The organism is Hoeflea prorocentri, assembly GCF_027944115.1.
Taxonomy (GTDB): domain Bacteria; phylum Pseudomonadota; class Alphaproteobacteria; order Rhizobiales; family Rhizobiaceae; genus Hoeflea_A; species Hoeflea_A prorocentri.
This window is the reverse complement of record NZ_JAPJZI010000001.1, coordinates 2,778,247-2,798,159: the sequence shown is the minus strand read 5'-3', so window position 1 is coordinate 2,798,159 and position 19,913 is coordinate 2,778,247. Positions and strand designations below refer to the sequence as shown.

Below are 19,913 nucleotides of genomic sequence, written 5' to 3'. Positions count from 1 at the left end.
TCAGACGTCTTCGCGCAAGGGTTTGAAACTCATGCGGTGAAGCGGGCAGGGGCCGTGTTCGGCAAGAGCCTTGCGGTGCTCGGCGGTTCCGTAGCCTGCATGCCGTTCGAAGCCGAAGACCGGGAAGAGTTTTGCAGATTGGCGCATCATCCGGTCGCGCATGACCTTGGCGACGATCGACGCTGCGGCGATCGATAGCGAACGGGCATCACCCTTGATGACAGCTTGCGCTCGGCAGCACAGACCGGGCGGGACGTCCCGTCCGTCGATCAGGGCGCTGTGCGGCCGGCTGGGCAATGTGTTGATCGCCCTGCGCATCGCGTCGAGACTTGCCCGCAAAATGTTGGTGCGGTCGATCCGGGCGGGCCCGGACGAGGCGATGGAAACGTCGGCGTTCGCCAGGATCAACTCAAAGAGCGCATCGCGCTTGCAGGATGTCAGTTTCTTGGAGTCATTAAGGCCCGGCGGAATATTCTGAGGATCAAGGATAACGGCAGCGGCAACGACCGGCCCGGCCAGCGGGCCGCGCCCGGCCTCATCCGCCCCCGCCACCAGCTGTTCGGGTGAGCCCGCGGCCGTCTCAAAACTGAAATCCGGACCGTCTCCCACCGATCCGAACAGCTCGGTCTGTCCGGGCTTTGCCCGGCGCGAACGGGGCGTTTCTGAGCGAGAATCAGGTGGGGTGCGAGACATTGTGCGGCAAACTCGCACGCCCACCCAATCCCCTGCAAGTCCCTCCATTCAGAGCGTGTCTCCGGACGGCAGAGGCCGGAGGTCATTGCTCGGGGAATGCCGGTTCCAGTGTGAGGCACAGGTGGCAGGAAACCGGCTGCGGCTTGGTGGAGGGATCCACCGCCATGATCGCAGTCGGGGTAGGCGATCATGGCGAAGCTTCATCAAAGCAGGTTGAGCTGTACCCCCGTTCCATGGGGAGGCGTAAACAGGTCCGTGCGCAAGGAGCGCCATCTGTTGTCGAGCCCCAGTCTCTTTGCCGTGATTTCGAAACGCCGGGCCAACTGCCAGGCATAGGGGCCGCTGCCCTTCATGCGTTTGTTGAACTCGGCGTCATAATCCTTGCCGCCGCGCATCGAGCGCACCAGCGACATGACATGGCGATACCGGTCCGGATAGTGGCGCAGCAGCCAGTCGCGGAAAAGCGGGCTGACTTCGAGCGGCAGGCGTAACAGAATATAGCTTGCCGTGCACGCGCCGGCTGCCTTGGCCGAATCCAGAATGCGTTCGATTTCATGGTCGTTCAGGCCCGGTATGACCGGCGAAGCCATGACCGCGACCGGTATGCCGGCTTCCGACAGGCCCCGGATCGCCTCCAGCCGCCGCACCGGCGTCGAAGCCCGTGGCTCCATGGCGCGGGCAAGCTTGCCGTCCAGTGTCGTGACCGAGAGAGCCACTTTGGCAAGGCCCTTTTCGGCCATCTGGGACAGAATATCGGCATCGCGCAGAACGTTTGCCGATTTTGTCACAATGCCGACCGGATGATTGCAGGCGTTCAACACCTCGAGTATCTGCCGCACGATCCGCCATTTCCTCTCGATCGGCTGATAGGGGTCCGTATTGGTGCCAATGGCAATCACACGCGGCTTGTAGCCGGGCTTTGCCAGTTCCCTTTCGAGCAGTTTCGGAGCATCGGGCTTGGCAAAAAGGCGTGATTCAAAATCCAGACCCGGTGAAAGCCCCATAAAGGCGTGGGTCGGCCGCGCGAAGCAGTAGATACAGCCGTGTTCGCAGCCGCGATAAGGGTTGATCGACCGGTCGAAGGAAATATCCGGCGACTGATTGCGGGTAATGATGGTGCGGGGCTTTTCCACCTGTACATCCGTTTTGAAAGCCGGAAGATCTTCCAGGCTTTCCCAACCATCATCAAAGACGTGGCGGGAGTGCTGTTCGAAACGGCCGCTCGGATTGATGCCCGCGCCGCGCCCGCGGCGCCGGTTCTTGTCAACGCGCATGCCTGAGCGTGCGGCAAGCGCTTCAGCAATGTCCGGCTTGTTTGCCGGGTTGAGGCTGTTTTGCCTGAAATGATCCAGCTCGCTCATTGAAGCACCCTTACGTCTGCGTTTGTTTTTATGAATTTATTCCTAGCAAATGGATTAGAACATATCAAGAACAAAATCACGAGAACCGGATCTGAGACGGTGCTGGGAAAATCCTCTGAATATCCGGGAGGTTGCACGGTGCAAGCGACATTGACCGGGCCGGCCGGTGATGTCAGCATCTCAGTTCAGCGATCTGAAAAGGGCAGGAGACGGATCATGGACGAATCGCAGGACAAGGTTCTGGTGGAGCGACGGGACGCGGTGACGATTGTGTCCATCAATCGTCCTGACAGCCGCAATGCCGTGGATCCGGAGACGGCCGGCCTGCTTCTGACGGCTTTCGACGCCTTCGAGAAGGACGACAGCCAACTGGCGGCCGTGCTTTATGGACGCGGCGGGACATTCTGTGCCGGTTTCGATCTGAAAACGGTCTCGGAAGGATCATTTGAGTATGAGCCTTTGGGCGAGGGGCCCATGGGGCCGACGCGCAGGTTGCTGACCAAGCCGGTGATTGCGGCTGTAGAAGGACACGCGGTGGCCGGCGGGCTTGAACTTGCCCTGTGGTGCGACATGCGGGTGGCCTCTGAAAACGCGGTCTTTGGGGTGTTCTGCCGCCGTTGGGGCGTTCCCTTGATCGATGGCGGCAATGTGCGCCTGCCGCGCCTGATCGGGCACAGCCGGGCAATGGACATGATCCTGACAGGCCGCCCTGTCGCTGCTGGCGAGGCGCTGAGTTTCGGGCTCGCCAACCGGCTGGTTCCGCAGGGCAAGGCGCTTGAGGAAGCTGTCTCCATCGCCACGGACATGGCACGTTTCCCGCAGACATGCCTGCGGACCGACCGCATGACAGCTTATCAGCAATGGGGTCTGGATGTTGCCGAAGCGCTCAAGCTGGAGGGGGTCGAGGGGCAGGTGCCCATACGCGAGGAGGCCGAAAAGGGCGCGTCACGTTTTGCATCCGGCCTCGGGCGCTCGGGCCGGTTTGATGCAATCTGAAGGAGGCGCTTTCGAATTACTTGCCGCGCTTCAGATGCTCGTCGAGCCGCGGCATGATCTCGATGAAATTGCACGGCATGTGGCGGTAGTCGAGCTGATATTTCAGAATCCCGTCCCAGGCATCCTTGCAGGCTCCGGGTGAGCCGGGAAGCACAAAAACATAGGTCGCATCGATAACGCCGCCGGTCGCCCGCGACTGGATGGTGGATGTACCGATCTTGTCGTAGGAAATGCGGTGAAACACCTCGGAAAACCCATCCATCTGTTTGTCGAACAGCGGCATGACGGCTTCCGGCGTGACGTCCCGGCCGGTAAACCCCGTGCCGCCTGTTGTGATCACAACGTCGATGTCAGGGTCTTCGGCCCATGATTTGACACGTCCGGCAATCTTCTCAACATCGTCCGTAACGATATCGCGGGCGGCCAGAACATGACCTGATTCTTCGATCCGTCCAGCAAGCGTAGAACCCGATTTGTCATCCTCCAGGCTGCGCGTATCGGAAACCGTCAGAACAGCGATCTTCACCGGCACGAATGGACGCGATTCATCAATTCGGGACATGAAAAACTCCTGCATCTAACCTCACGGTGCACCGCTCGTCATCGCAGTTTGCACCCACCAATGAGGATACTGATCGCGAAGCCTGTCGCCAGCAAGCCTGGCGGCGACCGGATCACGGAATATGCCGTAGCAGGTCGCGCCGGATCCCGACATGCGCCAGAACAGCGCATCGGATGTGCAAAGCGCAGCGCAGATCTCGTCCACTGCTGGAACAAACCGCCTGGCCGGAGCCTCAAGATCGTTGCGCGTCTTTTTTAACGCCGCTGCCACCGTCTCAATGTCCTCAAGCGGTTCCGAAAGCTGCAGAGCGGCGTTGTTTTTTGATTCAAGGGCGTCGAATGCGGCCGGGGTCGAAACCGCCTCCAGCGGATTGACAAGAAGCATCGGCAAGGTCGCAAGAGAATCCAGCAGGTCCAGCTGATCGCCGATTCCGCGCGCCAGCAACGGTTTTGACACAAGGCACATGGGAACATCCGCCCCCAGGCTGAGCGCCATCGCCGAAAGATCCGGTTCGCCAATGTCTATCGACCAGAACCGGGCAAGGCCCCTTAACGTTGCCGCTGCATCTGCCGATCCGCCGCCGATACCGGAGGCGACGGGGAGGTTCTTTTCCAGGTGAATTGCGACCGGCGGTGCATCCCGGCCATGACTGACGGTAAAGTCCCGAACCAGCGCCCGTGCCCGAGCGACCAGATTGTCGTCATCGGCATTCAGGCTGCCGGAGAACGGACCGGCAAGCGTGAGGACATCACGCGCGCCCGGTGTAAATGTCAGGCGGTCGCCCATGTCGGCAAATGCGACCAGGCTGTCGATCAGGTGATAGCCATCATCCCGTTGTCCGGTGATGTGCAAAGCAAGATTGATCTTGGCCCAGGCGGTTTCAGTAATCTCGCCCATGATGTCACGCGATTACGGAATGAGAATAATCTGCCCGGGGTGGATCGTCTCCTTGCCGTTCCGCAAGGACGGGTTGAGCAGAATGATCTCGCGGTAGCGCTCCCCGTCTCCCAGAACTTCGTCGGCGATCGTCCAAAGCGTTTGCCCCGGCTTGACCTCGTATTCGGTTGTCTGGGTCGCCGGAACATCCTCAATCATGCCGTTCTTCTTCGACTCATCCAGTTTCAGCGAGCCGTCTATGTCGTTTTTCTGGCCATCCGAATTGGACGCCGAAGGGGCTTTCGCAGGCAAATCTGGCAAACCCTTTGCGATCTTGGATTTGATTTTCGGGATCTCGGTAAGCTCCGGCTCCATGGTCAGCGACCGTTCCCACTGATAGCGGGCCTCGGTTTTGCGACCGGCCCGCCAATAGGCGTCACCGAGATGATCGTTGATGGTTGGATCGCCGGGGCGGATTTCAACGGCCCGCTCAAGCTCCTCCACAGCGTTTTCGTAATCGCCGAGACGGTAATAGGCCCATCCCAGTGAATCGACGATATAGCCGTCATTCGGTCTCAGCCGCACCGCCTCGCGGATCAGTTCCATGCCCTCATCCAGATGGATGTTCATGTCGATCCAGGAATAGCCCAGATAGTTCATGACCTGCGGCTGGTTCGGATTGAGTTCGAGAGCTCGCTCGAAATTGGGTTCAGCCTTTTCCCATTCCTTCAGGCGTTCATAGGCGATGCCACGCTGATAGAAGATATTCCAGTGCGACTGATCGGGGAGGACGCCAATGGCCTGGACCGCGCGGTCGTAATTGTCAGCCATCTCCCGGTACGATTTTGCCTGTGACAGGACACTGCCGTAAGCCAGATAAGCGCGCATGTCTGTTGGATCGATTTCAATCAGGTCCCGAAGGTGCTGCTTGGCCTCATCAAGCCGGTCGAGATCGGAAAGGTTGAGGCCGAGCTGAAGCTCCGAGACACGGTGGAAGATCGAACCCTCCGGCACAGCCTCGTAAAGCGCAATTGCGGCTTCGGGTTTTCCCTGATTCTCCAGAAGGGCGCCCAGCATGATCAGCGTTCCGGCATTCTTGGGATCGAGCGCCCGGGCAAAATTCAGATAGATTGCGACAAAATCCTCCGCGCCGCTGCGGTTAAGCGCGCTTCCGATTGTATAAAGGACGGCCGATGCGCCTTGCGCGGAATTGCGGATCGAAGCCTTTGGCGTTTCGCCTGCCTCGATGCGCTCTTGCAGGGCGCGCAGCGGCGCATAACCGGGCGCAAAGGCGGTCCCCGTTGCCAGCGCATCCTTGGCCCGCTGTTCGTTGCCAAGCCGCTTTTCCATGCCGGCGAGCGACATGGAAGCGGCAATATAGGTATCGGGCGCCATGCCGGCGCTGTTTTGGTCGGTGATCACCGCCGTGTAGAGGCGGCGTGCTCCGTCCGTGTTGCCGAGTGCTTCCTGCAGGGCGGCGCTGTGGAAGGTCTTGAAGATGCCGTACCATTCCGGCCCTTCAAGAGCATCGATCGTTTCCTGGGCCTGGTCGCCCTTCCTGTCGCCGAAATAGGCCCATGATTGCAGCAGGCCGTGCAACAGGCGTTCCAGATCGTTGACCCCTGCGTAATCCAGAAGGTTTTGTGCATTCTTGAACTCACGCTGGCGCACGGCATTGATGCCCAGGGCAAGCCTCGCGGTGCTTTCAATCGTGGGATCGCCCTTGAGCTTTTCCGCAAGCGCAACGCCCTCGTCGAAATTTCCGTTGTTGAAAAGCAGCACCATCAACCGCTGCTGAAGATCCGTGTTGTCCGCGTCGAACCGCAGGGCTGTGCGATAAAGGTCAATGGCGGTTTCGGCATCGCGATCCGCTTCGGCGGTGCGTCCGGCGAGCAGCGCTCCGGCGAAACTGGCAACCCTGCCTGAATCGAACGTGTCAACGCTTGCGTCATCGTTCGCCGATACAGGCTGTGTCGCCAGCATGCCCGCCATGACGATGCTCGCCGCCAGGGTAAAGAGTTTAGGCCGCATCTTGCCCGCTCCCATGTCTATTCTCATCGATAGCGAATCCACACTATTCTCCCAAAGCATGGCCTTTTTCAGCCAGCACGGCAAGCAAGAGGGAAGCTGGGCAACGCGCGTCAATTGATTCGGTCGATGCAGAAGTCGATGACTTCCAGCATCGCCGCCTTGGCCGGCGTGTCTGCCAGAGGCGCAAGTGCATCGCGCGCAATCGCGCCGTAATGCTCGGCACGCGTGATCGTATCGTTCAAAGCATTGGACTTTGCGATCAGCGCAAGTGCCGTTTCAAGCGCGGCCTCGTCGTTGTTTCCCTCTTCGATTGCCGAGCGCCAGAAGGCCCGGTCATTATCGTCGCCGCGGCGATAAGAAAGCACCACGGGCAGCGTTATTTTTCCTTCGCGGAAATCGTCGCCGACATTCTTTCCAAGGTCCTGCGCCTTTCCGCCGTAATCGAGGACATCGTCCACGAGCTGGAATGCGAGGCCCAGATTGGTTCCGTAGGATCGCAGCGCGTCCCGGTCGGCCTTGCTGGCGCCCGCGATGATCGGCCCGACTTCCGCCGCTGCGGAAAACAGCGCGGCGGTCTTCGCGCGGATCACGGCCAGATAATCGTCCTCTGTCGTTTCCATATTCCCGGCGACCGAAAGCTGCAGCACCTCGCCTTCGGCAATGATCGAGGCGGCGGTGGACAGGACGTCCAGCGCATCAAGGGAGCCGACATCGACCATCATCTTGAAGGCCTGTCCGAGCAGGAAATCCCCGACCAGCACACTGGCCTGATTGCCCCAGATCATCCGCGCGGTCGATTTGCCCCGGCGCAGATCGCTCTCATCGACGACATCGTCATGAAGCAGCGTGGCCGTATGCATGAACTCCACACTGGTCGCCAGCTTTACATGGCCGTCGCCCTCATAACCGAACATGGATGCCGCGGCGAGGGTCAGCATGGGACGAAGTCGCTTGCCGCCCGACGATATCAGGTGGTTTGCAACCTCCGGGATCATTTCGACATCGGAGCCTGCCTTTTCAAGGATCAACTGGTTGACCCGTCCCATGTCGGGTTTTGTAAGATCCACCAGCGGTTTGATAGACGCGGTGTTTCTGTTTTTATCCTCAAGCGGAATGACAACGCCCAAAATGCAGACTCCTTGATACACTGCAAAAGACAATAGAAACTGGCCGGTTGCGGGACAAGTGAAGAATCGACGCACTTAACCCCATTGTTGAGTGACAACACCTCAATTTATCGTGCAGTCCCGTGACTGTGATGACAAAACCACTTCCAGTTCGCATATATGGCAAACAGCGCTCGACCAAACTGTAAATTGTCACCGAAATGGTGATTGCAAGTCTGAAAGGTGTTTGAGTTTATGGAGGAACTGATCCGAACGAACAACGTTGTCACGCTTTCCTTCGTCGGTACGCTTCTTAAGGAGGCCGGAATTCAGTACTTCATCGCCGACGAGAATATGAGCGTGCTTGACGGATCAATCAACGCCCTGTCGCGCCGCCTCCTGGTGGATGCCGACCGGGTGAACGAAGCGCGCCAACTCGTCGAAGGGGCGGGTCTTGGCGATGAGCTGCGCGAGAGATGAGCAGCGGGCCCGGTGAAAACCGGTTGCCCGAGGCAACTGTCGATGCGTTCCACCGTGGCCGTTTCTTTTTGGCGCAACCCAGGGGCAAGGGCCATCGGGCCGGTATCGACGCTATGCTCCTGGCATCGCTTGTGCCGCCGGAAGCCAAAGGCCGGCTGGCCGATTTCGGCGCCGGCTGCGGTGCCGCAGGCATCGCCGTTGCAAGCAGGACGCCGGATCTTGAGGTCATTCTTGTCGAACGGTCGCGGGAAATGGCCCAGTTTGCCCGGCAGTCGGCACAATTGCCGCAAAATGCTGAATTTGCAAAAAAAATCAGTATTGTAGAAGCCGATGTCACACTGAGTGGGCGCGAACGTATCGCAGCCGGGCTGGCCGATGCGGGTTTTGATCATATTATCATGAACCCGCCCTTCAACGATGCGGCCGACCGTGTCACGCCTGATCGCCTCAAGGCCGAAGCTCACGCCATGCCGAAGGATATGTGGGCGCAGTGGATACGCACGGCAGGTGCGGTGTGCAAGCCGGGCGGGCAGTTGTCCCTGATTGCCAGACCGCAATCGCTGGAACAGATCCTAGCCGCCTGTACCGGCCGCTTCGGCGGTTTGCATATCGTCCCGGTCCATCCAAGGCCGGGCGAGGAGGCGATCCGGATACTGGCGAGCGCCATTGCCGGGAGCCGCGCCCGCCTGTCGATCCGGCCGCCGCTTTTCGTTCACGATGACAAGGCGGGCGGCTATTCACCGTTTGTTGATGACCTGATCAATGGCCGGGCGTTCCTGGCACGCCGATAGCCGGCGCATAGGCGGCATTGTGTTTTGACGGAAAATACATACATCAGGGGTCATTCGATATCGGATACGGGCTCTATTGATGGCTTTCTATAAATCTCTTCTACCGCGTTTCCTCAGGTCCAGTGACACAACGATCCCCGTGGTACGGCTTCAGGGCGTGATCATGGCGGGCGGATCGCAGTTTCGGCCGGCGCTCAACATCGCCACCGCTGCTCCTTTGCTGGAAAAAGCCTTTGCCGACAAGAAAGCGCCGGCGGTCGCTATACTGGTCAATTCGCCCGGAGGCTCGCCTGTCCAGTCGCGGCTTATTTTCAGGCGCATCCGCGACCTGGCACAGGAAAAGGAAAAGAAAGTCTACGTCTTTGTCGAGGATCTGGCCGCATCCGGCGGGTATATGATTGCGCTTGCCGGAGATGAAATTGTCGCCGATCCGTCATCCATTGTCGGATCCATCGGTGTCGTTTCGTCAGGTTTCGGTTTCGATGAGATGATCAAGAAGATCGGCGTCGACCGCCGTGTTTACACCGCCGGCAAGAACAAGGTCACGCTCGACCCGTTCCAGCCGGAGAAAAAAGCCGATATCGATCACCTTAAATCGCTGCAGCTCGAAGTCCATCAGGTCTTTATCGACATGGTCAAGGAACGCCGCGGCGAAAGACTCGCCGACAATGACGATCTGTTCAGCGGACTGTTCTGGTCCGGGCTCAAGGGCAAGGAGCTTGGTCTCGTCGATTCGCTTGGCGACATGCGGTCCGTGCTGAAGGACCGTTACGGCGAGAAGACAAGGTTCAGACTGATAACCATGCCGCGCGGCCTGTTCGGGCGCCGGGTGACCGGTGCCGGAACCGGAGAGCTTTCGACGCGTATTGCGGGTGCAGCGGCGTCGGGACTGGTCGAAGCCGTGGAGGATCGCGCCCTATGGTCGCGCTACGGGCTTTGACGTTGCGATGCGCTTGCGCGACCAAGGTTCGCTGACGATAATCGGCAATCGTCGCGGGGAGGCGAATAATGGTCCAGATACTACTCTTTATAGCCGTGCTGATTGTCGGCTGGATGGGTTACAAGCGCTTCCTGAAGGAAGCCGAGCGCGTCAGCAAATCGGTGCGCAGGCAGGAAAAGGAATCGGAAACCGGTGCGCAAGGCACGCTCGTAAAGGACCCAAAGACCGGCGAGTACCGGCTCGAACGCGACGAGGACGAGCAGTAAGATCGCGCATCTTGCGCTAAACCCTTGACCGCGCTGGGCGTGCGTGGCACCTGTCGCGCACTTCAATTCGAACCGGACCGAACCGATGACCACGTCCGCGCGCGCGCAATCAACAAACCTTGATCCAACCAACTCGTTCCAGGGTCTCATCCTGGCGCTGCATAATTACTGGGCCGAATATGGCTGCGTGATCCTGCAGCCCTACGATATGGAGGTGGGGGCCGGCACCTTTCATCCGGCAACGACGTTGCGCTCCCTGGGGCCGCGTCCCTGGAATGCCGCCTATGTTCAGCCGTCAAGACGGCCGACGGACGGCCGCTATGGTGAAAACCCGAACCGGCTTCAGCACTATTACCAGTATCAGGTGCTGCTCAAGCCATCGCCGCCTAATCTGCAGGAGCTTTATCTGGGTTCGCTTGAGGCGATCGGCATTGATCCGAAGCTGCATGATCTGCGCTTCGTCGAGGATGACTGGGAAAGCCCGACGCTGGGCGCCTGGGGTCTTGGCTGGGAATGCTGGTGCGATGGCATGGAGGTTTCGCAGTTCACATATTTCCAGCAGGTCTGCGGTATAGAATGCTCTCCGGTTGCCGGTGAACTGACCTACGGCCTTGAGCGGCTCGCCATGTATGTGCAGAGCGTCGACAATGTCTATGACCTGAACTTCAATGGTGGAAGCGGCGAGGACAAGGTTACCTACGGCGAAGTGTTCCTGCAGGCCGAACAAGAGTATTCGCGCTATAATTTCGAGTTTGCCGATACGGCGATTTTGCTGCGGCATTTCGACGATGCGGAGGCCGAGTGCCGCGCGCTTCTTGAACGCGGCGCAACCAATCCGGAGCGGCATGACTGCGTGCTCCCGGCCTATGATCAGTGCATCAAGGCGTCCCATGTCTTCAACCTCTTGGATGCACGTGGTGTCATCTCGGTAACGGAACGCCAGAGTTACATCTTGCGGGTGCGCGATCTCTCAAAAATGTGCGGGGAGGCGTTCCTCAAAACCGAGGCCGGCGGTCTTGGTGCCGGCTTAGAATGACAAAGATGCCAATCGGTTCCTGAAAACGACGTAAAGACGATGCCCGATCTACTCTTAGAACTTCGATCCGAAGAAATTCCCGCCCGCATGCAGCGCAAGGCTGCGGGTGATCTGAAAAAACTGGTGACCGACGGGCTTGTCGATGCCGGATTGACCTATGAAGCGGCCCGCGAATACTGGACGCCGCGCCGGTTGACCCTCGATGTGCGCGGCGTCACCGCTCGCTCTGCGGACATACGTGAGGAACGCAAAGGGCCGCGAACCGATGCGCCTGAAAAGGCAATAGCCGGCTTTCTTCGTGGTGTCGGACTGGCCTCTGCCGATGAGGCGACGGTCAAATCCGACCCCAAGAAGGGAGATTTCTACGTCGCAATCATTGAGAAACCAGGTCGCGACGCGGAAACCATCATTGCTGAACTGATGCCGGGGATCATCCGCAATTTCCCGTGGCCGAAATCCATGCGCTGGGGGAAAGCATCGGCTCAGCCGGGTGCGCTGCGCTGGGTCAGGCCGTTGCAATCGATCCTGTGCACCTTTGGACCGGAAACGGAAGAACCGGTCGTGGTTGATTTCGAGATCGATGGCCTGAAGGCCGGCAATGTCACCTATGGTCATCGCTTTCACGCGCCCGAACCCATCACCGTGCGGCGCTTCTCCGACTATGTCGACCAGCTCGAAAAGGCGAAGGTCGTGCTTGATGCCGGCCGCCGGCGCGAAATCATTCTGTCGGACGCCCGCAATCTGGCCTTTGCGCAAGGTTTCGAGCTGGTCGAAGACGATGCGCTTCTCGACGAAGTCTCGGGACTGGTGGAGTGGCCGGTGATCCTGATGGGAGAGTTTGAAGAGGAATTCCTTTCGATTCCGCCCGAGGTCATACGCCTGACCATCCGGGAAAACCAGAAATGCTTCGTTCTGCGTCCCCAGGCTCAGAAGGATACGCTGAGCAACAGGTTCATCATCACCGCCAATATCGAAGCAAGTGACGGCGGCAGGGAGATCGCTCACGGAAACGGCAAGGTGGTGCGGGCGCGGCTCGCCGATGCGCTGCATTTCTGGAAAACCGATCAGGTGGACCTGCCGGATCTCGAGACGCTCGCCCGTTCGGCGGAGCATTTTGCTCTCGACCTGTCCAAGCCCCTCGATCAGCGCATGGCGAAGCTCGACGCGCTTGATGTGACATTCCACGCCAAGCTCGGAACACAGGGCCAGCGCGTTGCGCGTATCCGCAAGCTGGCGGAAAGGCTCGGCACCTTCCTCGGCGGCGATGCGGCACAGGCAGAAAAGATCGATCGTGCCGTACTGCTGGCAAAGGCGGATCTGACAACCGAAGCGGTGTTCGAATTCCCCGAGTTGCAGGGCACGATGGGCCGTAAATATGCGCTGCTGCAGGGTGAAGCAGAGGATATCGCCGCTGCGATAGAGGATCATTATAAGCCGCAGGGACCATCCGACGATGTGCCGACGGACCCGGTTGCCGTAACGGTCGCCCTGGCTGACAAACTGGATACGCTGACCGGTTTCTGGTCAATCGACGAAAAGCCGACAGGCTCCAAGGATCCCTATGCGCTGCGCCGCGCGGCCCTGGGTGTCATTCGACTGATTCTGGAAAACGATATCCGCCTGCCATTGGCGAAAATCGGCGTCAGCGATGACCTTCTTTCCTTTTTCCATGATCGCCTGAAGGTCTATCTGCGTGACAATGGAGCCCGTCACGATCTCATTGACGCTGTGATTTCGCCGCAGACCGATGACCTGTTGATGGTGTGCAAGCGGGTAGAGGCGCTCGGACAGTTACTGGAGACAGACGACGGGCAAAATCTGCTCGCCGGCACCAAGCGGGCCGCCAACATTCTTTCGGCGGAGGAAAAGAAGAACACGCCGATTGCCGATGCCGTCGATCCTGATCTTTTGACCGAAACGGCTGAAAAGGAGTTGTCCGCAGCCGTCGACACGGCCGAGGGCGGTGCTGCTTCTGCGGTTGCGGGTGAGGATTTTGCCGCCGCAATGCGGGCGCTGGGCGACCTGCGCAAGCCGGTGGATGCCTTTTTCGACGAAGTGCTCGTCAACGCGCAGGACGGTGCCGTACGCGCCAACCGCCTGGCGTTGTTGCGCCGCATCCGCACAGCCACCGAAAAAGTCGCGGATTTCTCGAAGATATCCGGATAACCATCTGTATCAAAAGAAAAAGAGGTGACTGAACGTCACCCCTTTTTGATTGTCTGCAAGTGCTGTGGAAGCTAGTGGGTCGGACGAAGATCGATGATTTCGGGGCCCGGATTATGCGGCTCTTCACCGCCTTCCACCGTTTCCGCACCAGCATTGTCGTGCTGGGCGTCGTTCATGTTGACCGAAGAGGTCTGCGATGCGCCGTCCACGCCGTCGCGGCGCTCATTGGCATTGCCGACTTCTTCAACGTTGAATTCACCGCCGCCACTGAAAGTGGTTCCGCCATCGGCAACAATAGGCGTCACACCGCGCTCAATATGGATCGTGCCGTGGCTGTTGCCGCCGGTAACGGATGTGCCTCCGGCAGTCTGCGTGACCGCTTCACCGGAATAACTGCCCTCGGGGGTAGCTGCCCGGACATAGCGCACGGCGCTGCCGCCCATCATGTTGTCGGTCTGCACGACCTTTCGTGTACCGCCGATTTCGGTTTCGACGAGTTCGACGCCATGGACATCGGGGCCGGTGTCTTTTTCCTTCAGCGGCGGACAGTGCGAGCAATCCACCGTGATGACATTGCCGGCTCCGACACTCTTGGTCTTGATGTCAAGCACCGCGTCGCCGGCAAGCGCCGGGCCTGCTGTCAGTGCAAAAAAAGAAGTCAATACGATAAGGCGCTGCATGTCGCTCTCCAGGTTTGTTGACCGGAAATTAGCACACAAGCCTTTTCAAGCAGTTTTCAGGAATGGTTAACGTTTTGCCAATGAAAGCAGTGTAAAAGCGCCTATTTTTCGCGTTCAATGGCCCGCCAGCCAATGTCTCGTCGGCAAAATCCGTCATCCCATCCAATGAGGTCAACGGCCATATAGGCCTGGTCGTGCGCGGCTTTGACAGTTGAGCCGAGCGCGGTCACACCGAGAACACGTCCGCCATTGGCGACAAGATCCTCACCGTCAAGCGCCGTTCCGGCATGGAAAATCTCGACGTCGTGCAGGGCGGAGGCTGCTTCCAGATTGCTGATTTTCGACCCTTTCTTGTAAGGGCCGGGATATCCGTTGGTTGCCATGACGACACAAAGCGCGGCCTCATCGACCCAGCGCGCGCTCATGGTCCACAGAAGTTCGTCGGCAGCCGCTTTCATCAGCATCAGGATATCGTCCTTGAGGCGCATCATCAGAACCTGGCATTCCGGGTCGCCGAAGCGGACATTGTATTCAATAAGCTGCGGCCCGCTTTCGGTGATCATGAGCCCGGCATAAAGTACGCCCGTAAAGGGTGTGCCGCGATCCGCCATGCCGTCGAGGGTTGGCTTGATGATGCGTTCCATCGTCTCTTCGACAAGCGCATCCGTCATGACAGGGGCGGGCGAGTAGGCACCCATCCCACCGGTATTCGGGCCGGTGTCGCCATCGCCGACGGGCTTATGGTCCTGCGCCGTTGTCAGCGGCAGGGCATTGGCGCCGTCGCAAATACAAAAGAAACTCGCCTCTTCGCCCTTCAGAAACTCTTCAACAATGACTTCCGCGCCGGCGTCACCGAATGCACCTTCGAAACAGTCATCGATCGCGGCAAACGCCTCCGGCATGGTTTGAGCAACCGTCACACCCTTGCCGGCCGCGAGGCCGTCGGCCTTGATGACGATCGGCGCGCCCATCTCGCGGGCGTATGCCTTGGCCTTCGGTGCATTGTTGAACCGCATATAGGCCCCGGTTGGGATATTGTAGTGGGCACAAAGGTCCTTGGTGAAACCCTTGGAGCCTTCAAGCTGCGCCGCCGCCGCCGTTGGGCCGAAAACCGGGATCCCGGCTTCCTGCAGCGCATCGGCGATACCCGCCACAAGCGGTGCTTCCGGGCCGACGACAACAAGGCCGATTTCCCTTTGAGCGCAAAAATCAACGACGGCTCCGTGATCCGACACGTTTAGGTCAACACATTCGGCTTCCTTCGCGATGCCCGGATTGCCCGGCGCGCAGTAAAGTCTGTCCAGCACCGGCGAGGCCGAGATTTTCCAGGCGAGTGCATGTTCCCGCCCGCCGGACCCGATCAATAGAACATTCATTGCCGCAATCCCTTTCCGCTGGCCTGCCCGCCGTCTTTTGGGGGTAGCATGGTTTTGCCTGACGTCAAGGTTTTGCGCGGACTGTGATCGTAAACAGCCGACTTATCCAATGTGCGCTTGACTCACGCCGTTTGGAACTGTCACCAAGGCACCATGCAACAAACGCATACAGATACCGGCCGCGTGGTCGATGCGCCCTCCGGCAACTGGGTCTACCGGGCATTGCCGAGGCGGCTGTGGCCCTATGCGCAGCTCGCCCGGTGGGACCGGCCCATCGGCTGGCAGCTTTTGATGTGGCCGTGCTGGTGGTCGGCAATGCTGGCGGCCAATGCACAGACGATCGACGGGGCACTGCGGCCCGGTCAGCTTGTGGCCCATCTCCTGCTCTTTACAATCGGTGCCATCGCCATGCGCGGGGCCGGATGCACCTATAACGATCTGGTCGATCATGAGATCGACATGCAGGTCGAACGGACCCGGTCGCGCCCATTGCCCTCCGGACGCGTCAGCCGCAGCCAGGCGAAGTTTTTCATGATCATCCAATCGCTGATCGGTCTTCTGGTTCTCCTGCAGTTCAACCTCTTTTCGATTGTTCTGGGCGTTTGCTCGCTTGCGATTGTCGCCATCTATCCCTTTGCCAAAAGGTTTACCGACTGGCCTCAGTTTTTCCTCGGGCTGGCCTTTTCCTGGGGCGCGCTGATGGGTTGGGCCGGTGCGTTTGGAAGCCTCGCGGCTGCGCCCGTGGTCCTTTATGTCGGCGCAGTGCTTTGGACTATCGGCTATGACACGATTTATGCCCACCAGGACAAGGAAGACGATGCCCTTGTCGGGGTGCGTTCAACCGCGCGGCTGTTCGGCGAAAAGACCAAGATCTGGCTGTCGGGTATCTATGCAGCCGCGATTGCGCTCATGGCGGTTTCTGTCTGGCTGGCTGGTGGTGCATGGCCTGTCTACGTGGGACTGTTGGCGGCCGGGATCATGCTTGCAAGGCAAATCGCCGTCGTCAACATCGACGACGGCGATCAGTGTCTTGCATTGTTCAGGTCTAACAACCTGGTCGGCTGGATCGTCTTTGCCGGCCTTGCGGCGGGCGTTGCAGCCAACCTCCTTTAGGGTGCTGTTTACTAGACGGCTGTCACGGCTGTCGCGTGCGGCCCTCCTTCACCCTCCATTTCAGTAAAGCGCACTTCGGAACCGACATCGAGGCCGCGCCAGCCGTCACCGGTGACATTGTCCCGCTGGAAGAACAGTTCGCGACCGTCCGGTGTCGTGACAAACCCGTATCCTTCGTCGGAAAACAGCCGCGCGATCGTCCCGTGGCCCTTGGGCGCATGCTCCTTTATGCGAATGCCGCCACGCTTGTCGGAATGGTCCTCCAATTGTCTCATGGCCGCATTGAATGCGTCGCGAAGGGCGATGTACACATCCTCATGAGCGTGATCGCGGCCCGGTTCCCGGTTCACGATGATCTCGCGTCCCGGTACGCTGATATCGATGCGGACCTCAAAAATCTTGCCCTTCCGGCTGTGCCTGTGAGGGGCCGAAACCGTAACCCGGCAAGAGACAATCCTGCTGTGGAATTCCTCAAGCTTTTCAATACGCTCCATGATTTTGGCCTCAACAGCCGGGGAAGGGTCCATGCCATGGAAAACGATTTTCGGGGTAACTTGCATTCTTTTAACTCCGCATATCAATGCTCACAAAAACGATCCTGCTCAATTGCCCGCTTTGCCGCTTTGATTTGGGTCAAGATCGCCGCCCGACAAAGCCTGGGGGATTCCGCTCAATCGTTTGACTCAGCTCAAATCGCCGCCACTCGCGCCATGCAAGTCTGATATCCGCCGCTACAGGAAGACGGCGCGCATGTTTGATCTAACGGAAAGGAGACGGTTGCCATGGACATTTCGTTGGAGAAAGTCTGCTTCGTAATCGTCAAGGCGCGGGAGTTCGACGTCAAAGACGCTGTCACCGACCCTGATCCGGCTTCAAATGCGTCCGACGATGCCATGCTTGCGGTGCTGGAAGGGCACGGCAACGACCCGGTGGAAGAAGAACTCACCTCGTTCATTTCGTCGCTGACCGTTGATGAGCAGATTGATCTCGTGACGCTCACCTGGCTAGGCCGGGACGATTATGACCGCTCCGACTGGTCCGATCTCAGATCCCAGGCATCGGATGCCAGCAATGAACGGACGGCGCAATACCTTCTGGGTATCCCATTGCTGCCTGATTATCTTGAGGAAGGTCTCTCGCAACTCGGTCACAGTTGCGAAGAGTATGAGATGAACAGGCTTTAGCCGCCAGCAAACAAATTCGCCGGCCTTCCGTCTGGAAAACCGGCGAACAGGTGAAAGGCTACATCTGTCTTAGCGGCGGGCAATAATCTCTTCGCCCTTGATCGTCATGCGCACACCAAGCTTTCCGGTTCTACGGCGGACCAGGAAACGCGGTCTGCGTGAGGTCAGGGAAGCGTGCCGCCTGCGCGGCTTGACGGATTTGGTCGCGATCGGCCCAAGCCTGTCATCCAGCGGTTTGGCCTCTCCGTCACCTTCGATCATCAGCATTGGCAGATTGTAAATCTCGGACCAGGCATTCCAGTCCGCGGCGATGTCCTGGAGATCGTGGGCGACAAGAAGCGGAACGCATAGTTCATTGTCTTCGTGATGCAGCTCAAGCGTCACGGTTACCGTTCCGTCCTCATGCTCCATGGCGCGGGCCGCGATGCCCTTGAAGGCACGGGCAGGCAGGGCAATGGAAAGCGGCAGTCCGCTTTGAGGAAGGGTCTTGCGCAGGACGGCGCCGCGCCGGTCCAGCGTAAACGTCATGCAGTCGCTGTCTGAGCGCGATGCATAGGTGACCTGCTGGGGAAATCGTCCCGGGTCCAGTCGCAGTTCGTCACCGGCCCAGGCCGGCTTGCGCAATGAATTCGTCATGTTTGCCTCTGTCTCTTCTGAGAGCCGGATGATCCGGTGCGGGACTTTTGTCCTCTTGCAACAGGCAAACTACGCCAAATGCCTTCGAGCGGGCTTAATATCTAGGGTTAAGAAAATCCTGTTTTGGCAAATGGTTAGCGAAATCAAACAGGCCGCAATCCATTTTTAAGAAACAGGGCGCCGCTTAACCTTGGAGATCGATGACCTTGCCGGGATTCATGATGTTTGCAGGATCGAACGCAGTCTTGATCCGGCGCATGAGATCGATTTCGATCGGTTGCCGGATGGCGGCGAGGCGGTCCCGTTTCATCTGGCCTATCCCGTGTTCTGCCGAGATCGATCCCCCCATCTGTGTAGCGACGGCGTAGACCAGATCACTGATTTCATGCCGACGCGCCATGTGGGCATCGCTCTCGCCGCCCACCGGCTGCGAGATGTTGTAGTGAATATTGCCGTCGCCCATATGTCCGAATGCACAAATGCGGGCGTCGGGCATGGCATTGAGCACAGCGCGGTCGGCTTGCGCCATGAATTCCGGAATTGCCGCAATGGGTACGGAGACATCTTGCTTGATCGACGCGCCTTCGGGTTTCTGTGCTGCGGACATCGTTTCACGCAATTGCCAGAATGCTGTGCGCTGGGCCTCGGACTGAGCAAGGACGGCATCCTTGATCAGTCCCTTTTCGAAGGCACCCTCCATGATGGTCTGCATCATTCTGTCGGCATCGTCTTCCGACTGACTGGAGGAGATGTCGATCAGGATGTACCAATCGTAGTCATTCGCAAGCGGCTTGCGGTTTCCCGGTATGTTGCGTGTCGAAAACTCCATGGCGATGCCCTGCATCAACTCAAAGCCGGTCAGCGCGCCGCCGCACGCCTCCTGCGCCATTCTGAAAACCGAAAGGGCGTCGTTGACACTTTCAAGGCCGGCAATGGCGACCTGATTGCCGGCCGGAATCGGGTGCAGCTTGATAACGGCGGCGGTGATGACGCCAAGCGTTCCTTCTGCGCCGATAAAGAGATCGCGCAGATCATAGCCCGTATTGTCCTTCTTTAACCGGCGCAGCCCGTTCCATATCTCGCCGGTCGGCAAAACCACTTCAAGACCCAGACACAATTGCCGTGTGTTGCCATAGGCAAGCACCGCCGTGCCGCCGGCATTGGTCGACAGGTTCCCGCCAATCTCGCAACTGCCCTGCGAACCGAGGGTGAGTGGAAACATGCGATTGATATCAGCGGCAGCCTGGTGGATTGTCTCAAGCACACATCCGGCTTCCACCGTCATGGTATTGCCCGCAGCGTCTGTCTCCCGAACGCGATTGAGCCGCGACATGGAAAGGATGATCTGTCCATGCGGACCGTCGACCAGCGGAACCTGACCGCCCACATGCCCGGTATTGCCGGCTTGCGGCACAATGGGCGTGCCGGTCTTCGTGGCCAGCGAAAGGATCTCTGACACCTCTTCGGTAGAACCGGGTTTCAGAACCATGGGCGAGTTTTCATTGTAGAGACCGCGCGGCTCCTTGAGATAGGGAGCAAGATCATTTTCATCGCGGATGGTGTACTGGGCGCCGACGATCGCGGCGAACTGGTCAAGAATATCTTCGGTCATGGGGCAAT

20 protein-coding genes are annotated in these 19,913 nt (G+C 58.9%); 9 read left to right on the top strand and 11 right to left on the bottom strand.

Going from position 1 to position 19,913, the window contains the following annotated elements:
• Both OQ273_RS13105 and OQ273_RS13100 read right to left on the bottom strand, forming a co-directional pair.
• A complete protein-coding gene (locus tag OQ273_RS13105) occupies positions 1-693 on the bottom strand; it encodes a ribonuclease HII (protein ID WP_267990946.1) in 693 nt (230 codons plus the stop codon).
• A gap of 203 nt (positions 694-896) precedes the next feature.
• Positions 897-2,054: a PA0069 family radical SAM protein gene (locus tag OQ273_RS13100; protein ID WP_267990945.1), complete on the bottom strand. Its 1,158-nt coding sequence runs from the start codon at positions 2,052-2,054 to the stop codon at positions 897-899.
• A gap of 216 nt (positions 2,055-2,270) precedes the next feature.
• On the opposite strand from OQ273_RS13100, the gene OQ273_RS13095 reads away from it, so the two are divergent.
• Complete coding sequence (locus OQ273_RS13095) at positions 2,271-3,050, top strand: crotonase/enoyl-CoA hydratase family protein (protein ID WP_267990944.1); 780 nt, start codon at positions 2,271-2,273, stop codon at positions 3,048-3,050.
• A gap of 16 nt (positions 3,051-3,066) precedes the next feature.
• Here the strand turns inward: OQ273_RS13095 and moaB are convergent, their stop codons facing one another.
• The 4 genes from moaB to OQ273_RS13075 form a co-directional block, all read right to left on the bottom strand.
• A complete protein-coding gene (gene moaB, locus OQ273_RS13090) occupies positions 3,067-3,612 on the bottom strand; it encodes a molybdenum cofactor biosynthesis protein B (protein ID WP_267990943.1) in 546 nt (181 codons plus the stop codon).
• 21 nt (positions 3,613-3,633) lie between these two features.
• Positions 3,634-4,509 carry a 4-(cytidine 5'-diphospho)-2-C-methyl-D-erythritol kinase gene (locus OQ273_RS13085; protein ID WP_267990942.1) on the bottom strand — a complete coding sequence of 292 codons (876 nt, stop codon included), beginning with the start codon at positions 4,507-4,509 and terminating at the stop codon, positions 3,634-3,636.
• Positions 4,510-4,521: 12 nt separating this feature from the next.
• Positions 4,522-6,519 (bottom strand): tetratricopeptide repeat protein, encoded by a 1,998-nt coding sequence (locus OQ273_RS13080; protein ID WP_425493416.1) that lies wholly within the window; start codon positions 6,517-6,519, stop codon positions 4,522-4,524.
• Between the two features lie 110 nt (positions 6,520-6,629).
• Positions 6,630-7,646: a polyprenyl synthetase family protein gene (locus OQ273_RS13075; RefSeq protein WP_267990940.1), complete on the bottom strand. Its 1,017-nt coding sequence runs from the start codon at positions 7,644-7,646 to the stop codon at positions 6,630-6,632.
• 234 nt (positions 7,647-7,880) lie between these two features.
• Here OQ273_RS13075 and OQ273_RS13070 point away from each other — a divergent pair, with 234 nt between their 5' ends.
• The 6 genes from OQ273_RS13070 (at position 7,881) to glyS (ending at position 13,304) form a co-directional block, all read left to right on the top strand.
• Entirely contained in the window at positions 7,881-8,105 is a 225-nt protein-coding gene (locus OQ273_RS13070; protein ID WP_267990939.1) for a putative signal transducing protein, read from the top strand.
• The gene (locus tag OQ273_RS13065) at positions 8,102-8,896 is read left to right on the top strand and encodes a tRNA1(Val) (adenine(37)-N6)-methyltransferase (RefSeq protein ID WP_267990938.1); all 795 of its coding nucleotides are present in this window, start codon (positions 8,102-8,104) and stop codon (positions 8,894-8,896) included. The genes OQ273_RS13070 and OQ273_RS13065 overlap by 4 nt, the downstream gene beginning before the upstream one ends.
• Positions 8,897-8,975: 79 nt before the next feature.
• The gene (locus OQ273_RS13060; protein WP_267990937.1) at positions 8,976-9,836 is read left to right on the top strand and encodes a S49 family peptidase; all 861 of its coding nucleotides are present in this window, start codon (positions 8,976-8,978) and stop codon (positions 9,834-9,836) included.
• 68 nt (positions 9,837-9,904) lie between these two features.
• Positions 9,905-10,102: a hypothetical protein gene (locus OQ273_RS13055; protein WP_267990936.1), complete on the top strand. Its 198-nt coding sequence runs from the start codon at positions 9,905-9,907 to the stop codon at positions 10,100-10,102.
• Between the two features lie 85 nt (positions 10,103-10,187).
• Positions 10,188-11,138, top strand: a complete 951-nt coding sequence (locus tag OQ273_RS13050) for a glycine--tRNA ligase subunit alpha (RefSeq protein WP_267990935.1) — start codon at positions 10,188-10,190, stop codon at positions 11,136-11,138.
• A gap of 39 nt (positions 11,139-11,177) precedes the next feature.
• The gene (glyS, locus tag OQ273_RS13045) at positions 11,178-13,304 is read left to right on the top strand and encodes a glycine--tRNA ligase subunit beta (protein ID WP_267990934.1); all 2,127 of its coding nucleotides are present in this window, start codon (positions 11,178-11,180) and stop codon (positions 13,302-13,304) included.
• A 71-nt stretch (positions 13,305-13,375) separates the two neighbouring features.
• On the opposite strand, the gene OQ273_RS13040 is transcribed toward glyS, so the two are convergent.
• Positions 13,376-13,984 (bottom strand): plant virulence effector HPE1-like domain-containing protein, encoded by a 609-nt coding sequence (locus tag OQ273_RS13040; RefSeq protein ID WP_267990933.1) that lies wholly within the window; start codon positions 13,982-13,984, stop codon positions 13,376-13,378.
• A 101-nt stretch (positions 13,985-14,085) separates the two neighbouring features.
• Positions 14,086-15,360: a phosphoribosylamine--glycine ligase gene (gene purD / locus OQ273_RS13035; protein WP_267990932.1), complete on the bottom strand. Its 1,275-nt coding sequence runs from the start codon at positions 15,358-15,360 to the stop codon at positions 14,086-14,088.
• Positions 15,361-15,513: 153 nt separating this feature from the next.
• Between purD and ubiA the strand changes: the two genes are divergently transcribed.
• Positions 15,514-16,473 (top strand): 4-hydroxybenzoate octaprenyltransferase, encoded by a 960-nt coding sequence (gene ubiA / locus OQ273_RS13030; RefSeq protein WP_267990931.1) that lies wholly within the window; start codon positions 15,514-15,516, stop codon positions 16,471-16,473.
• Positions 16,474-16,484: 11 nt separating this feature from the next.
• Here ubiA and OQ273_RS13025 read toward each other — a convergent pair whose 3' ends face one another.
• Positions 16,485-17,033 carry an HPF/RaiA family ribosome-associated protein gene (locus OQ273_RS13025; protein ID WP_267990930.1) on the bottom strand — a complete coding sequence of 183 codons (549 nt, stop codon included), beginning with the start codon at positions 17,031-17,033 and terminating at the stop codon, positions 16,485-16,487.
• Between the two features lie 222 nt (positions 17,034-17,255).
• On the opposite strand from OQ273_RS13025, the gene OQ273_RS13020 reads away from it, so the two are divergent.
• Positions 17,256-17,657 (top strand): DUF3775 domain-containing protein, encoded by a 402-nt coding sequence (locus OQ273_RS13020; RefSeq protein ID WP_267990929.1) that lies wholly within the window; start codon positions 17,256-17,258, stop codon positions 17,655-17,657.
• A 69-nt stretch (positions 17,658-17,726) separates the two neighbouring features.
• Here the strand turns inward: OQ273_RS13020 and OQ273_RS13015 are convergent, their stop codons facing one another.
• The gene (locus OQ273_RS13015; protein WP_267990928.1) at positions 17,727-18,293 is read right to left on the bottom strand and encodes a DUF6101 family protein; all 567 of its coding nucleotides are present in this window, start codon (positions 18,291-18,293) and stop codon (positions 17,727-17,729) included.
• A 184-nt stretch (positions 18,294-18,477) separates the two neighbouring features.
• Complete coding sequence (locus tag OQ273_RS13010; RefSeq protein WP_267990927.1) at positions 18,478-19,905, bottom strand: FAD-binding oxidoreductase; 1,428 nt, start codon at positions 19,903-19,905, stop codon at positions 18,478-18,480.
• Between the last annotated feature and the right edge of the window lie 8 nt (positions 19,906-19,913).